Here is a 15,593-nt window from a genome sequence, read left to right on the forward strand (position 1 = left end):
TAACATTATTTTAACAGTTGTTTGGGCCGATTCCAATATTTCACCCAAATGTCATATTCATCATCACGATAAAATCGTATACCAATTAATTTAAGCGGGGTCCAAAATTCTTTGAAATAATAACTTGGCATAGTAGTATTCTCCTGTTATGAATAGTTAATTATACCTATTATGCAGGATTTTCAAAGGGAATGATGTTGGATTTTGACGAAAAAAATATAAAGTTTTCTTTATAATTACGTGTGTCGTAATGTGAGAAGAGCATAGCCCTGTTGCAAGAGCAGCGATGTTTTACATCGCTACATATGCTCCGCCGCAGCGCTCACGTGCAGTAACGATGCTTCTCATCGTTACAGGTGAGAAAAGGCCAGACTGCCTGGCCTTTTTCGTCATGTAGCAATGTTTTACATCGCTACAGATGCTCCGCCGCGGCGCTCACGTACTGCAACGATGTTTCTCATCGTTACAGGTGAGAAAAGGCCAGACTGTCTGGCCTTTTTCGTCTGTGACTTATTTGGAGACATGAGACAAAGCCAAATTGGCGGCACCCCTGATGGGGGAACTACCGGGCGCTATTTGAACTAAACAGGCTCATTGATGCGGCTTGGGGGAACTAGAGGGCCTTATCTGACCTAACAGCCCTACTTTTGAGCCCAATTCGTTGAAATAGCGGATCATAGTTCCTCATCCACTGCACAAGTGTCGAGTTTTTGGGAAATAGCGGATCATAGTTCCCGCTTGTCGGCTAGACGGATGGCTGCAAAGCGCATAACCACCTACCTCGTCTCACCACATTTCCCAAGCTGCAATCACCTTATTCTTCCCCGTCCGCTTTGCCGTAATTTCGGCTGTGTCCGCCTGCTCAATAAGCTGCTCAATCGAGCTTGGCTTGCACAACTCCAGGGAGGATACGCCTACGCTGACGGTGATGTTGTACGGACGCCCGTAGGCGAACTCTTTCTCAATCTCGCCCCGCAGCTGATGGGCAATCTTCAGAGCTTCTTTGCCGTCCGTTTTCGGTAAAATAAGAATGAGCTCCTCGCCCCCATATCGGCCTGCGATGTCACTCTTCCTCAAATTAAACCGGAAAATATCGGCGATTTCCCGCAGTACCCGGTCCCCTTCGGGATGTCCGAACTCGTTGACTCTCCGGAAATTATCGACATCGATCATGATGACCGATAGGTCCAGTTGATAGCGGCTGGCAAGCTCGAACTCTTCTCTCAGTTTCTCCATGAAATAGCCCCGCAAGTAAAATCCGGTGAGGTTATCAATAACCATTTCTCGATGCAGAAGCACGTTGATGATATGCGGTTTGATGAAAGAAAGGAAGTGCTCCATATGCTGCTGTTTGGTTTTGGTCATGCCGTCGACATGAACCTGTAAGGTAATTGCTTGATCGCCCCGCTGAAACAGTGTGAAGCTGAGCGCGCAGCTGTATTCGCTTCGTGCCTGGTAGGCAATCAATTCGTCATGATCGCGCAGACCGGAGGCCGTGACGAAAACCTTTTGCTTATAGTGCAGAAGCTTGTACGTGATCGAAAGCTGGATGACCGGAAAGTAGTCGAACAGCGCTTTGGTCAGTCTTTGCATGGTCGTGGATAGATCCAACGTTTCGGTCACTTGCTCGCTGAGCTCGATAATAATTTGCAGATCCAAGGAAAGCAGCAGCCATTGTTCACGGTCAGCAGTCATTTGCTGAACATACTCGTCGTGCAGAATGGTAGGGGAGGCCGGCACATAGGCAGGAGCAATCACTCTTTCCATGCAGGCAGTCAGAAACGGCCGCCACGTTTCCTTTTGAATCATCTGATAGCCGTTTAAGGCTCTCCGCAAATACAGCATGGCATGTTGGATATCGCCCTCGGACATGGACTTTTCTGCTGAAAGTCTGTAATAATCAGGCCAAAAGACGTCATAGGCGTATCGTTTCAAATAGGCTTCGAAATGGTCGAACCATGCCTCCAATTTCTCCGAGCGAAGCTCGAGCAGGAGGGGAAGCATCTCCCGGTATGCCCAGCCTGCATATAGCCCCGAGTTGTTTCTGGATATAAATTGCTCAAAGAGTTTGCAGGCTTGTTCGGCATCGCCTAGACTCGTTTGACGCAGAGCTTCAAGGAAAATAGCATGGTTCTCATTCTCGAGAGAGTCGGGAAGATGAACCGGTTGGTGCCTGCGAAAAGCGGCGTAGCCTCGGAACACGGACAATAAGGAGAGACTCCAATCCGTAATCTGCTGCTCAATCAGGCTGGACTCCAACTGCTGAAACAGCGTCCATTCTTCCCATTCCAGCGCGAATAAGAGCTGATTGGTCAAATAGTTTTCCGCCAAATCCTTGCGTCTTAGCAAGTCGACCTGCAAAACCCGTTCTTTATGATACAAGTAACTGGCAATATCGCCTTGATTCAAGGAAAGCTCCATCGCGTTCAGATGCCCGACTTGTTCCTTAATGGTGTATCCGGAACGCTTGGCGCCTTCAATTCCACGATAGACATACGTATTGATGATCTTATTGTTGCTCTGATAGGAATAAATGTCGTAAAGGCGCAGCATCAGATCTGTATGCGGTGAGGAGTCTAGAAGCGGCTCCAGCTTAGCAGTAATCGATAAGGCCCATTCCTCGGTTTCCGGAAAATGAATCAGCATATTGATGGTATAGTAATTTGTAATTTCGGCAAAATGACGCAGGGTAAGCAAATGGCGCTTAGGGTACACCACCTCGGTATAAAAAACATGCAGTCTATGCATTTCTTCATCTTGCAGCGGAAAACAGAGGTTGCTGGTATTGAGCAAAAATGCTGCCCTCACCCGATCCGCCAGCTGCTGGCTCTCGTCCAAAATAAAGGGAAAGAGCTCTTCTCGCAGTTGATAGACATCCAGGTCATTTTGAATCATGCGGATATACAGCCAACCAAAGCGATCGGAAATTCTTCCTGTCCGTTCATAGACGGTTAAAGCTAATTTTTCCGACAGCGCAAACTGATTGAGCAGATGATGCATGCGGCTGAGCAGCCGATCCAGGAAGACAAGGTAGGGCCTTTCCAGTTTTTCGTATAAATATTTGATGCGCTCTAATAATTCGGCCTTTTGGCTGTAGGAAAGCAAGGAGCGAATCTGTCTGTAATATTTTAAAAGTAAATAATATTCGACCTTGTACTCCCCGGCTTGGCAGGACAGAGAAATAAGCTGAGGCAGCGCAAATGGACGAAACCGATATAGATATTTCAGTGCGGTTTGGTAGTATGTCGCAAGCTCGCTCTCAGACAGCCGCCCCAGCGCCAAATTGGCGATGTCGCTCGAAATAAATAGACTGTCATTGCGGCTGATATGAATAAGGCCGATTTCTGCAAGTTTGGCTACCGAAAGCAGAATATTCCCAGAATCCAGCCGATTCGCGGTAAAAAGCGATACTAAGTTGATGGGCATTGGCAAACAGCACAAGAGTCTCAGGAGCTCCTCTTCTTTCTTATCCAAAAGAGCGATACGCTTTGCAAACAAATGAAGGGGGTTCAGCTTCTGATGATCCAGGTGAAATCCGGCTGTTTTTTGCCAACCGTTTCGTGTAAGCCCAATGCTATGGGACTCAATGAGCTCCTCCAAAATGATCCTTAAGTGGCTAGTGTTAACCTCATTTTCGTACAACCAAATTTTCAACTCGCTCACTAAAGCTTTATCCGCTCGTCCGAATTGTGAAGCGAGCAATCGCTCATAAATGGCCGGATCGGAGTGAAGAATTTCAAGCGTTTGAAAAGTTACCGCCTTAAATTGGGTTGGCACACAGCTCCCGCTGAAAATGAAATGCAGGCACTTCATCTCATGCCCGTGCTCCCTCCAAAAATTCAACAAAATGAGCTGTGAATCCTCATCAAAGTGCTCGCAGTTTTCAAAAGTGAAAACAAAGTTTTGAATCGGGAACAGCGGAATCACCGACGAGAAAAATTGATGCAGCCACTCCGTCAGCAAATACAGGATGTCGTCGCCTTCATAGTGTTTTTTGAGCAGTTGATCAAATTTCCTAGCCAGGTTGCGCAGCATCGTTACGGACTCAGGCAGGATATCGTAGGCTCGGTGCAGCGTTCTTGAGACTACTTCGCGCAAGGTAGAGTACGGCAGCTCCTGCGAGATGATTTTGAAGTAATACCCTTTTTCAATGACCTCATTAATGTACTGCGCATATAAATCGAAACGAATAGCCTCATCTTCACAGATGAGACCTAGCAGACGATCTTCATTGGACTTCAAAAAAACGCGAAAAAGCTCCTGCTGTTCATGTGAGAGAGGAGAAGCAGATGGGTGAAGCAAATTTGATCTTATTTGGATAGCCGTATTCGGCTGTGATTTAACAGGAAGATGCAGGCTGGCACGAAGGGAAGCTGCAATTTCATCAGCGAATAGAAACGTTTCCGGCTTGGTACGGAGCCGCTCGGATAAAGGCTGCAAAGCAGCAGGGACAACGTCATACATGAAATCCAGCAGCAAATGAATAGATTCAAAATCCGCGATACGAGATAAAAGAAACCTCCGTGCATAGCGTGGAAATAAACGGTATGGATAATCCGTCAGTAAGTGATTGATAAACTCAATGGCGGATGGGAATGGTTGGACATCAAGAAGAATAGCTTTCGTTTTTGGATGAAAAAACAGCATGTCGGGCAGCAAAAAGCCCATAAAGAACTGCTTATCATGCAGGAATGTGAGCGCTTCACAAATAGAGATAAGCAGCTTTCCTTTGGCCTCGTCACTCAGTTGTTTGTGATCCAATTGCGATAAGGGGATGAAGCCCTCGGGTAATGAGGGAAGCTGAACAATCAGATTTCCTTCAACGAGGTTCCAGCCTGTCGGCTGACGAAAAAAATCACCTTTAGCCGCTTCTGTCCAAGCAGTCAGGCGGCTTTCAATTTGTTTATAGTGAAAGTAGTGCCATAGCTTATGACTAAAATGCATTTCTGAATATTCAAAAGTGTGAGAGTAAGTTAGATGTCGAGTATCCGGATAGGTGCTTTGAATTGTAGTATTTATCTTACTCCCTCTCCTTCTAAAGTATAAGATTCTGTATGCAAGGGATGGGATGATTCCATCAATGTGGACTAGTCATTCAATTGTATCAAAAATAAGCCGTAAATGGGAGACACAATGCTGAAAATTCAAACGAAACAGCGCCTTCCTTGAGTCAGGACTGCCTGGCTATTGCTTGCCCGCTTGGACATCTACCTGCTTGGCTATATAATTTAGCCTAATTATTTGAAAACTAGGCATTGGTACATTCCTCGGACTAGGCATAGACGTATACTAACACAAACCTAAAGAGGAGTTGACTTATCAATGGCTTTCCAACCGAACCAACCTGGCCAAGGAAAACAATTTCAGTGTCCGCCTGCTGACCCTATAATGACGAGTCCAGAAAGAGTTGTTAGAGATTTCTATCACCCGCAAAAAGTTCAAGTTATCCATCCCATTCAAATCGTAAACAGACATCACTGTGTACCTGTCTATGAGCATGTGTACACTTGTGAAGAGACCGATGAGTATTGCGGCACTCACCCGCATCCGCACCAAGGCATGCTGCGCGACAAATAAGCGTGACACCCTAGTCTGAATCTGCGAAGATTCCAGCTAGGGTTTTTTTATCGATGGGATGCCTTTTCCTGTATAATGGAGGGATAGCTTTTTAAGAGTGGTGGAGGATCAAAGATGTTTGAACTAGATGCTAAGCAGTCACAATTCGATCTCGCGTCCCGCGTTCCGGTTAAAGTGCCAAAAGAGGCAGGAACGTGCGTGGAGTGGGTATCTTACTTTGATAAGCAATATGCGAATGCCAAGGTATATAATGCTTTTAGTGTCGAGGAATTGTATATGCGCGCCTGGGGACAGCTGAATCAGCTCGCAGATGAGTGGGAACCGACGATACGGGGGATTTACGATATTCAAGTAGTGTTGTATCTCATTCAGCTCTGTGATGCTTTGGCTGAGGCGAAGTCAGGTATGTATGATTTCTTCTATAATGCAGGCTATTATTTTTCCAAAATCGCGAAACACAGCCATGAACAGTTAACTTCCGTTCTTCGGGAGATCGATATGGAAAAAGCGCAAAAGAAGTACCCCGAACATTTGAAGGACCTTGCGTCTTACGTGGCTGTGCAGGCTGCTAAGGAATCAGAGGATTCCAATACCAAATGGTCTGAGACCAGTAAACTCCTGTGGTCCGGTTTGCTGAATGAGAAGAGTCTGGTAGCGGACGAGCTAGCCAGATTACGGCAGATTGCCGCCGATAGAGGGCGGGATAAGAGGACGCGTGAAGCTGCGGTCGTTGCTTTAGCGCATTTTGATATCTTGGCCGGCGAAGACGAAAATGCCTGGGATCGAGTGACGACAGGTTTTGATGAGATCAAGTCTCAGGATTGGTTCGGTTATTTGAGCACTTTTGTTAAGGAGCGGCAGTGGGGGCGGTTATTAAAGTGGCTCCGGTGGCTGAGACCCATTATCCAACAGGAAGCGCTGCATCATGCAGATGAGTATTTGGATTTTTGGAGAGAGGCGGCAGCCTATGTTGATATTGACAAAGAGCACAGAGAAGTGATGATAGGGCTGCTGCCCGCCAGTTATGGGCATTATGCCCGTTTCTTACTGGACAAAGAAGAATTTCAATCCTGGGCCGATTTGATTTTGGCGCTTCATGTATCTCCCGAATACTTGGATTCGGCTGTCTTGAAAAAGGTCGAGAGAGCTGATGTTCGCGTGCTGCTGCCCATATATCATTATGCGGTGGAGGAAAGTATTCAGTATAAAAATCGCGACGGGTATAAACAAGCTGTTAAGCTGCTTAAAAAGTTGGCTGCTGCTTATAAAAAGCTGAAACAGACACCAAGATTCGAAGCGTATTTGGTGCAGCTTATCAAGCAGTATTCGCGCTATCGCGCATTTCTCGAAGAATTACGGAAAGGGAAGCTATGGATATGATCAGCTTGTCACAGATACATATTCGGGTACAAATGCTCCCAACTGGGAGCTTTGCCTTCTATGGGGAGACGGAGCAAGCCAATGAGGTTCCTGCCTATGTGCTGCGGAAACTGCTATTTGCTTGGCATGAAGGGTCTTTTTATGGCACACAGCTCGAAAGCATTCGAACCGGATATGGTGAAGCTTTAGTCGTAACGCCATATATGGCAATGGATTACTTGGCTGGACCGGGCGTTTTATTGCATGGGAAATTATCGTGGGATTCAGACGTGCTGTTAATGAAAAAAGGGGCCTCTCTGTTCAGAGAGGCGCTGGCTGCCGGTTGGTACAAGCCGTCTTTTCGGCATTGGCTGCTTCAAGGCGGCATAGGGTGGAAGCCGCAGCTGCCAGGTGCAAAACTGGGAGAGCTTGAGCAGCTTTATGGCGGGCGGCTGGGTGAAGAGTTCTGGCTTGATTGGTTCAATACCGCTGCTGGGGAAAAGGTTAAAGAAGAGCCAGAGTCGGAGATTGGCGTGGCATGGAGCCGCTTATCGGAGGGGAATACACTGCTGAAGAAAGGGCCTGTCGCCGGTGTAAGCTGGATGCAGGAGCACGACTGGCTTCTGGCGATTGGCTGGAAACAGGACGACACGCCGTACCGGATTTGCGTGCAGCTCGTGGAGCCCTATGTGGAAACCTATTTGGACGGGACGACGGCGGCCAAAGATAACGGAGCTGACTGGCGTCTAAGATTCATCGCGCAGGATCGTAGGGATGCGAACCGATTCGTGGAATTCAGCACGACGGGGAACAGTCTGGCCGGACGAGCTCCTGCAGCGTGGCAGGATAGTATTGAGGTAAAAATTCAGGAGCAAACGGATCGGGTCCTGCGTATTTTGCCACAGTTGGAGAGTGAGTACCAGCAGGGGAAAATCGTGGAGCAGCTGTCGGATGATGAGGCTTGGGAGTTTCTAACGGAATCGAGCCTACAGCTCGTTGCCGCCGGCATCTCGGTGTTCCTGCCTTCGTGGTGGGGAGAGCTCAGTCAAGGGCGCCCTGAACTGCGTGCGAAAGTACGGAGCTCCGTGGGGACATCACGTAAGCCGATGTTTGGCATGGACCATATCGTTCAATTCGACTGGCGGGTCGCTTTGGGCGGGATGGATCTGTCCGAGGAAGAGTTTCATCAAATTGCGGAGCAGAAAAAAAGGCTGATTTATATCCGCGGCAAATGGGTCCAGCTTGATCCAGCAGACCTGGAGCAGTTGAAAGCCGTGATGCGGCACAGGGATAGAAGGAAGGGACTCTCCTTTCGGGATGTTTTGGAGATGCATTTGATGGAAGGAGAGGGAGATTCTCTAAGTATGAACCCTCAACTTTCCGAGACCTCTCAAGACGGGAAATTGGAGCGAGAGTTCAAAGTTACCATTGAGCTTAACAGCTCACTAAGGACTTTGCTGAGGAAGCTGAATCAACGAAAATCAATACCGCTTGCCCGCATTGACGGCCTGGAGGCTGATCTGCGGCCTTATCAGGCGGAGGGGGTGTCTTGGCTCCTTTTTCTGAGAGAGATTGGGCTGGGCGGGTGTCTGGCCGATGATATGGGGCTTGGGAAGACGGTGCAGTTTATTGCTTATTTGTTGGCGCTGAAAACAATAATTCCCTCACAAAGTCCGGCACCCTCCCTGCTGATTTGTCCAACATCCGTCCTTGGCAACTGGCAAAAAGAGCTTGAGCGCTTCGCGCCGTCTCTCAAGGTTCATCTCCATTATGGAGCACAGCGCCCCAAAGGGGAGGCTTTCGAAGCTTCCGTGGCAGGCGCAGACCTCGTAATAACCTCTTACAACATCGCTCAGTTGGATGAGGACGAATTATCGAGCTTGGCTTGGAACACGCTTTGTTTGGACGAGGCACAAAATATCAAAAATGCCTATACCAAGCAATCCCAAGCGATTCGCAGCCTGGAGGCTCTACACCGGATAGCTTTGACAGGGACACCGATGGAGAATCGCTTGACCGAGCTTTGGTCGATATTTGATTTTATCAATCCAGGGTACCTCGGGACGCTGAGGCACTTCAATCATCACTATGTGGGACCTATTGAAAAAAGCACCGACGGCTCGCCGGGATTGACTTCGCGCGTTCAGCGTTTAATCCGCCCGTTCTTGCTAAGGCGCGTCAAGAAAGATCCGGCGATTCAGCTGGATTTGCCGGAGAAGGTGGAGTCCAAAGCTTATGTGGCTTTGACTCCCGAGCAGGCAGCGCTGTACGAGAACGTCGTGCAGAGCATGATGGAGAGACTTGATAGCCTTTCCGTCATGGAGAAGAAAGGGCTCATTCTTGCTTCGCTAATGAAGCTGAAGCAGATTTGTGATCATCCTTCGTTGTTATTGAAGGATGGAGATCGTCCGGGGGAAGTTGGAGCACCCGGAGTGGAGAGAGCGGTACGCTCAGCGAAGCTGGAGCGCCTGCTTGAAATGCTTGACGAACTGAGGAGCGATGGAGGCGGCTGCCTCATCTTCACCCAGTTCGTCGAGATGGGCCACCTCCTGCAGCGCGTTATCGCGCAGGAGCGGGGGGAGCCCGTGCAGTTTTTGCACGGGGGAGTAGCCAAGGCGAAGCGCGATGAGAAGATCGCGCGCTTCCAGGACGAGGCGCTCCCGGAGGGGGAGCGCTGTAGAATCTTCATCCTCTCGCTGAAGGCAGGAGGAACCGGTTTAAACCTCACCGCGGCGAACCATGTTTTCCACTATGACCGCTGGTGGAACCCCGCCGTGGAAAACCAGGCCACGGACCGTGCCTTTCGCATCGGCCAGACCCGCGATGTGCAGGTGCACAAGTTCATCACATTGGGCACGCTCGAAGAGCGTATCGATGAGATGATCGAACGCAAAAAAGGCCTCAGCGATCAAATCGTCGGTACCGGTGAGAGCTGGGTCACAGAGATGTCGACGAGTGAGCTGCGGGAGCTGTTCTCACTTCGGCGGGAGTGGGTGGAGAAGTAATAACAAAGAAGCGCCGCATCATCGCGGCGCTTCTTTGTTATTTTGGAAAGTTTGAAGCAACAATGGCATCGATGTTTTGCTTTTCAGCAGGATCTTTAGCGATCAGCTTATCCAGCAAAGCCTGATCTTTCGAACCTTGCTTTTGAAGAGCGGCCAAATACCATCTAATCAGAACACGATTCGTTTGATCATCTAGGTTATCATTTATATGCGGTTGGATCGTTGCGGCAGCACCAGCGTAATCTCCACGCATATAGTTGATCTGCCCAACGTTCAAAGCCATATTTGGAGTAACCGCAAATTCGCGGCCCTGTGCCTGTTCTTTAGGCAGGTTTTTCAGAGAATCAACACGAGCAAGAACTTCTTTGTACGTTGCAAGAGCATCATCAAGTCTTTTATTGAATTCCTGTGTATTATTTTTTTCATTTGCTTGATTTGCAAGATCAATGTTCAGAGCGATACTTTTTTCATACATCTCCGTGTACCACGGGTAGTTAGGAATTTGGGATTGGGACCAAGCCAGCGCTTCCTCGCGCTTTCCTTTGAGCAGAAGCATATTGAGCTGCTGTAACGCTACAATGCGGTTATGCGGCTCTTTCTTCAATAGCTGATTTAGAAGATCTTGTGCTTGATTGAAGAAAGGTTCTGCTTTCGCGGGATCTTCCTTTTGCATTTGATTATAAACCTGAAGCAGAATACCGATTCTGCTGACTTGACCTGTTAATAAATAATCAGGATGAGCTGGATGCAAGGAAATCGCTTTGTCCAATGGAGCAACAATTTGATTGTAATCCTGAGACTTTTTAACGACCTCAATTGTTTCTTTATATGATCCATTCGCCGAAACGAGCTGAGCAGAGATATAGAACATCACAATCGACAAAACTGCCAGCAGTGCCGGGAACATTTTGTGAATTGCAGCAGAATCAGATTTAAAACGCAGCGGAGCTGACGAAACGTTACTGAGCAGTCCGCCAAGAGCAAGGAACAGAATAGCGCCCAGGTAGACATAACTCAAATCGAAGTCAATCATACTGTGGACCAAGAGAGAAATCGCTACAATGAAAAATAAGAAGTGCAGATCTCGTTTCTCTTGTGAACTTTTGATGTAACTTCGAATATAGAAGGCAAAAACCGCGAGAACGAATCCAACGAATACAAGAAAACCTAGCGCTCCGACCTCAACCAAATACTGCAGTGCGAAGTTGTGAGCCTGACGGCTTGTATAAGGATTGTTTTGATACTTTTCATATAAAGCAGCCCACGCGCCGCCACCGGCACCAATAACCGGATAATCAGACCACAGTTTCACGGCATCCTTATAAAAAGTACCGCGCTCTAGAACACTGTGCTGCTGGAAGTTAATATTTTCGATCCGTGTTTTCACGTTGTCTGGAAGAATGTTTTTAAAGCCTGTGTCACTTAGGATTAGGATAGCTCCTAGTACACCAACGATAATCGCAGCAATAGGAAGAATGAAAGTTGCATATTTTTTAGCATCGAAACGAGCTGTAACACGCTCAAGCCACGGAGCTACAAAGAGTTGAATAACGATTGCTAGCACAGTGAAAACTACGGAAGCAAGCAACAGAATTGACCAACCATGCCATGATTCTGAAGCACTAGGTTGTTTTTGCAAGCCAATACCGATATCTGTCACCTTTTGAAGAATAAGTAAAGATGTTATAAATGCTAGCCCGAACTGAATGAGAGCAAGAATTTGCCGGCTGATCGATAAGAAGAACAAAATAATTAGCAAAATAACAGGAATAACGACAATCGCACCGCGGGAAAGTGTGAGCCAGAAAGATACAATCATTGGCACCATCATGAGTGCGTGCGGCAGAACGGAATACCATTTGTGAGTTTTTATAATAAAAAATAAAGATCCAAAAAATAACATAATCAAGTAAGCCGCATATGTGTTAGCATATTGGAAGACGGATGTAAGCCTAAGACCATAAGATTCTGACATGACGACATCTCTATATACTAGTGGGTTGTTCTGATCCATAAGAGCAAACCATCCAAATAAATGGCCAGCAAAATTCCCATTACCGAACAAATAAAGAAGTCCAAAAATAACAATAACATAACCGGAAATCATTAAAATTCCAGCAACAATTAATGTGCCTAGTTTGTTTTTCGTCAAGAAAACACCTAGTATAAAGAATGTTGCATATAGTATTTGAATGTAAATCATGTTCGTTGCTAAATAATGCGAGGCTGCATGCGATAGTGAAATGACGTATGTCAGTGGCATCAACATGACCATAATGGTAAGCAAATCTTTACGCTCTTTGAGTTTATAAATAAAAAATCCTAAGATAGCAAGTAACAGTAAGATGATGGAAGACCATGCCGATGCCGAGTAAATCGAACGCTCGAAATCATAAGTACCTCCATTAAACAACGCCCGCTGAAAAGGCGCCCAGATAAGAAAAAAGCCAGCTAAAGTGGTCAAAATCCAAAAGATTACCGATGTCTTGTCTGTAGTTATCGTTCCGTTTGTTTTCGCTCGCGCAGACGCGTATGTATTCTTGCTTGCACTCATGACAATTTGTCTCCTTCTTTGCTATCGTTCGAGTTTATTTTAGCATACTGGAAGAGGGTTTCCAAATAATTAATCATAATATGTAGTATTAATGATTGTGTTTTTGCTATACTCGTATTAATGGATGTTCTGGGAGTATTATTGGTATAGGGGAAAAGTAAAGTGACGATGGTTTCAGTTATTATGAGTGTGTTTAATACGAATGATGAAACACTACTTCAACATTCTATTCAATCTATTATATCCCAAACTTTTTCTAATTTTGAATTTATTATTTGCGATGATGGTTCTACTGATGGTACCTATGAAATTCTAGAAACTATTAGCAAGGGCGACAGCAGGATCAAGCTTATTAAAAATGAAACAAACCTGAGGGCAGCCACGGCTCGAAACCGTTGTATATCTCTAAGCAAAGGGAAGTACATAGCGGTTATGGACGCAGATGATTATTCAGCTGTAAATAGACTTCAGATCCAGGTGGATTTTCTAGAGAATAATAAGGAAATTGACTTTGTCGGAAGTGGTGCCGATTTATACAATGAGAATGGCATATGGGGTCACCGTAAATATAATAGTACCCCTGAAAATAAAGATTTTCTATTTGTATTACCCTTTATCCACGCTTCGGTCATGTTTCGTAAAAAAGCTCTGAAGGCAGTCGGCGGATATCGTGTAGCAAAGGAAACGATTCGAACTGAAGATTACGATTTATTTATGCGCCTATATGCTAATGGTTATAAGGGAGTGAATCTTGAAGACACGCTATACTTTATAAATGAGGACCAGTCTCTGTACAAACGAAGAAAATATTATCACAAATTTAATGAGGCTGTGGTCAGATATAAAGGTTTTCGCGCACTTGGATTGATGCCAGGAGGCTTTTTATATGTAATTAAGCCACTTATTGTCGGTTTGATTCCGCTGTCAATACTAAATTTGCTGAAAGATAAGTACTATAGACATAAGAAGTTGGTGGATAAATGATTTCCCCAAAAGTATCGATTGTTATTCCCGTTTACAATGGATCAAACTTTTTGAAAGAGGCTATTGACAGCGCGTTGGCACAGACTTACTCCAACATTGAGATTATTGTTGTAAACGATGGCTCAACTGATAATGGCTCAACCGATACTATTGCCAGGTCTTATGGAGATAGGATTCGTTATTTCTCAAAGTCTAATGGAGGCGTGTCAACAGCTTTAAATCTGGGGATCGAGAAGATGACAGGTGATTATTTTTCTTGGTTAAGTCATGATGACGTGTATAAGCCTGAAAAGGTGGCTAAACAAGTTGAATTTCTACAAAGCCTCGAAGGTGGAGACAGCATGAAAACCATAGTTTATAGTGGGTATGAATTGATTAATGATAAATCCAGAACAATTGATATTGTAGATTTCTCTAAGCTTTATGAAATTTATCAATTATCTACCCCTCTTTTTCCCATTTTTAGAGGTCTTGCAAATGGATGTACAATGCTCATTCCAAAAAGCCATTTTGATCGGGTTGGCTTGTTCGATGATCAGTTAAAGACAACTCAAGATTATGAGTTGTGGTTTAGAATGTTTCGAGGAGGTAGTGTTAAGTTCAGCCCTGGGACTTATCTAAAATCGCGTGTTCATCCTAATCAGACAGGTAGGACAAATAAAGAACATATTGTTGAATGTGAAAAATTATGGATTGCGATGTTAAATGAAGTAAGCGATGAAGAAATGTGTGAAATGGAGGGGACCCCTTATCATTTTTACATAAGAACGGCAGAATTTCTTGAAAAACATTCTACTTACTGGGCAGCCGTAGAACATTCAAGGAAGCTCGCTGAAAATGAGATTAATATAAATAGTGGTAAAATACCGATTGAAAAAATGCGATCCACGGTGCCAACATCAATGTCAACGGGTGGAATATACTATAAGTTTCTTAGGGTTTTACATCACGTAAGAAGCGACGGTTATTTAGTCACTACAAAAAAAATATTAAAGAAGTTTTAATAGATACAGAAAATGAGAATGCAAAAGCAAAGTATAAGTTTAGATGAAAATGATTTCAGAACTTAGGAGTGAGAAAATTGTTTAAAGATAAAACATTACTTATTACTGGTGGTACAGGTTCTTTCGGCAATGCTGTCCTTCGGCGTTTCTTAAACAGTGATATAAAAGAAATTCGTATATTTTCCCGTGATGAGAAAAAACAGGATGATCTTCGAAATGAATATAAAAATCCAAAGATCAAATTTTATGTTGGAGATGTTCGAGAATATTCTAGTGTAGCAGCAGCAATGGGAGGTGTTGACTACGTTTTTCACGCGGCGGCCCTAAAGCAAGTACCTTCCTGTGAGTTTTTTCCCTTGGAGGCTGTTCGCACTAACGTGCTAGGTACCGAAAATGTTTTAAATGCAGCAATAGCTAATCAAGTGAAAAAAGTAATATGCCTTTCTACCGATAAAGCAGTTTATCCAATAAACGCTATGGGAATGTCAAAAGCTATGATGGAGAAGCTAGCTGTTTCTAAGGCCAGAATGGGATCAAATCACAATACGATTATCTCCGTCACGCGATACGGCAATGTAATGGCATCTCGAGGGTCTGTTATTCCATTATTCACCAAACAACTTAAAACAGGCCAGTCTTTAACAATTACAGACCCTAATATGACTAGATTTATGATGTCCTTAGATGATGCTATAGATTTGGTTTTGTTTGCCTTTGAACATGCAAAGGGCGGGGAACTTTTTATACAGAAAGCCCCAGCCGCAACTATCGAGGTATTGGCAGAGGCCATGCGTGAAGTATTCGATATAAACGCGGACATTACTTGTATTGGAACTCGTCATGGTGAGAAATTATACGAGACACTCCTTACACGTGAAGAAAATGTAAAGGCTTCTGATTTAGGTCGATATTATATGGTTCCAATGGATGATCGCGACTTAAACTATGGAAAATTTTTCGTGGATGGGGAAAAAATAATTACAGAAGCAGAGGACTATAACTCTCACAATACCGATAGGTTGAATAAGGATCAAATGGTCGACATGCTTAAGAAACTTGATTATATACAGAATGAAATGAAAACTAAGGCATATGGTGAGGGCTATTAAT

At 45.1% G+C, this 15,593-nt stretch carries 8 protein-coding genes; 6 read left to right on the plus strand and 2 right to left on the minus strand.

Going from position 1 to position 15,593, the window contains the following annotated elements; all coding sequences use genetic code 11:
- Positions 1-786 precede the first annotated feature (786 nt).
- The gene (locus J2Z65_RS21505) at positions 787-4,944 is read right to left on the minus strand and encodes a GGDEF domain-containing protein (protein ID WP_167051900.1); all 4,158 of its coding nucleotides are present in this window, start codon (positions 4,942-4,944) and stop codon (positions 787-789) included.
- Positions 4,945-5,322: 378 nt separating this feature from the next.
- On the opposite strand from J2Z65_RS21505, the gene J2Z65_RS21510 reads away from it, so the two are divergent.
- The 3 genes from J2Z65_RS21510 (at position 5,323) to J2Z65_RS21520 (ending at position 9,941) form a co-directional block, all read left to right on the plus strand.
- Positions 5,323-5,577 (plus strand): hypothetical protein, encoded by a 255-nt coding sequence (locus J2Z65_RS21510; RefSeq protein ID WP_167051635.1) that lies wholly within the window; start codon positions 5,323-5,325, stop codon positions 5,575-5,577.
- A 114-nt stretch (positions 5,578-5,691) separates the two neighbouring features.
- Positions 5,692-6,957 carry a hypothetical protein gene (locus J2Z65_RS21515; protein ID WP_167051902.1) on the plus strand — a complete coding sequence of 422 codons (1,266 nt, stop codon included), beginning with the start codon at positions 5,692-5,694 and terminating at the stop codon, positions 6,955-6,957.
- Complete coding sequence (locus J2Z65_RS21520; RefSeq protein WP_167051904.1) at positions 6,948-9,941, plus strand: DEAD/DEAH box helicase; 2,994 nt, start codon at positions 6,948-6,950, stop codon at positions 9,939-9,941. The genes J2Z65_RS21515 and J2Z65_RS21520 overlap by 10 nt, the downstream gene beginning before the upstream one ends.
- Positions 9,942-9,978: 37 nt before the next feature.
- On the opposite strand, the gene J2Z65_RS21525 is transcribed toward J2Z65_RS21520, so the two are convergent.
- Positions 9,979-12,495 (minus strand): O-antigen ligase family protein, encoded by a 2,517-nt coding sequence (locus J2Z65_RS21525; RefSeq protein WP_167051906.1) that lies wholly within the window; start codon positions 12,493-12,495, stop codon positions 9,979-9,981.
- A gap of 168 nt (positions 12,496-12,663) precedes the next feature.
- Here J2Z65_RS21525 and J2Z65_RS21530 point away from each other — a divergent pair, with 168 nt between their 5' ends.
- The 3 genes from J2Z65_RS21530 to J2Z65_RS21540 all read left to right on the plus strand — a co-directional run bounded on the left by J2Z65_RS21530 (position 12,664) and on the right by J2Z65_RS21540 (position 15,592).
- Entirely contained in the window at positions 12,664-13,479 is an 816-nt protein-coding gene (locus tag J2Z65_RS21530) for a glycosyltransferase family 2 protein (RefSeq protein WP_193580743.1), read from the plus strand.
- Positions 13,476-14,483 carry a glycosyltransferase family 2 protein gene (locus J2Z65_RS21535; RefSeq protein ID WP_167051910.1) on the plus strand — a complete coding sequence of 336 codons (1,008 nt, stop codon included), beginning with the start codon at positions 13,476-13,478 and terminating at the stop codon, positions 14,481-14,483. Before J2Z65_RS21530 ends, J2Z65_RS21535 begins: the two co-directional genes overlap by 4 nt.
- A 77-nt stretch (positions 14,484-14,560) precedes the next feature.
- Positions 14,561-15,592, plus strand: coding sequence for a polysaccharide biosynthesis protein (locus J2Z65_RS21540; protein WP_167051912.1), 1,032 nt, complete (start codon positions 14,561-14,563; stop codon positions 15,590-15,592).
- Position 15,593: the final 1 nt, after the last annotated feature.

The organism is Paenibacillus aceris (genome assembly GCF_017874035.1).
Taxonomy (GTDB): Bacteria; Bacillota; Bacilli; order Paenibacillales; family NBRC-103111; genus Paenibacillus_E; species Paenibacillus_E aceris.

Excerpts from the sequence above, each read along its gene's own strand:
- J2Z65_RS21505 (WP_167051900.1), bottom strand. The coding sequence starts at position 4,944 with ATGCATTTTAGTCATAAGCTATGGCACTACTTTCACTATAAACAAATT.
- J2Z65_RS21510 (WP_167051635.1), top strand. The coding sequence starts at position 5,323 with ATGGCTTTCCAACCGAACCAACCTGGCCAAGGAAAACAATTTCAGTGT.
- J2Z65_RS21515 (WP_167051902.1), top strand. The coding sequence starts at position 5,692 with ATGTTTGAACTAGATGCTAAGCAGTCACAATTCGATCTCGCGTCCCGC.
- J2Z65_RS21520 (WP_167051904.1), top strand. The coding sequence starts at position 6,948 with ATGGATATGATCAGCTTGTCACAGATACATATTCGGGTACAAATGCTC.
- J2Z65_RS21525 (WP_167051906.1), bottom strand. The coding sequence starts at position 12,495 with ATGAGTGCAAGCAAGAATACATACGCGTCTGCGCGAGCGAAAACAAAC.
- J2Z65_RS21530 (WP_193580743.1), top strand. The coding sequence starts at position 12,664 with ATGGTTTCAGTTATTATGAGTGTGTTTAATACGAATGATGAAACACTA.
- J2Z65_RS21535 (WP_167051910.1), top strand. The coding sequence starts at position 13,476 with ATGATTTCCCCAAAAGTATCGATTGTTATTCCCGTTTACAATGGATCA.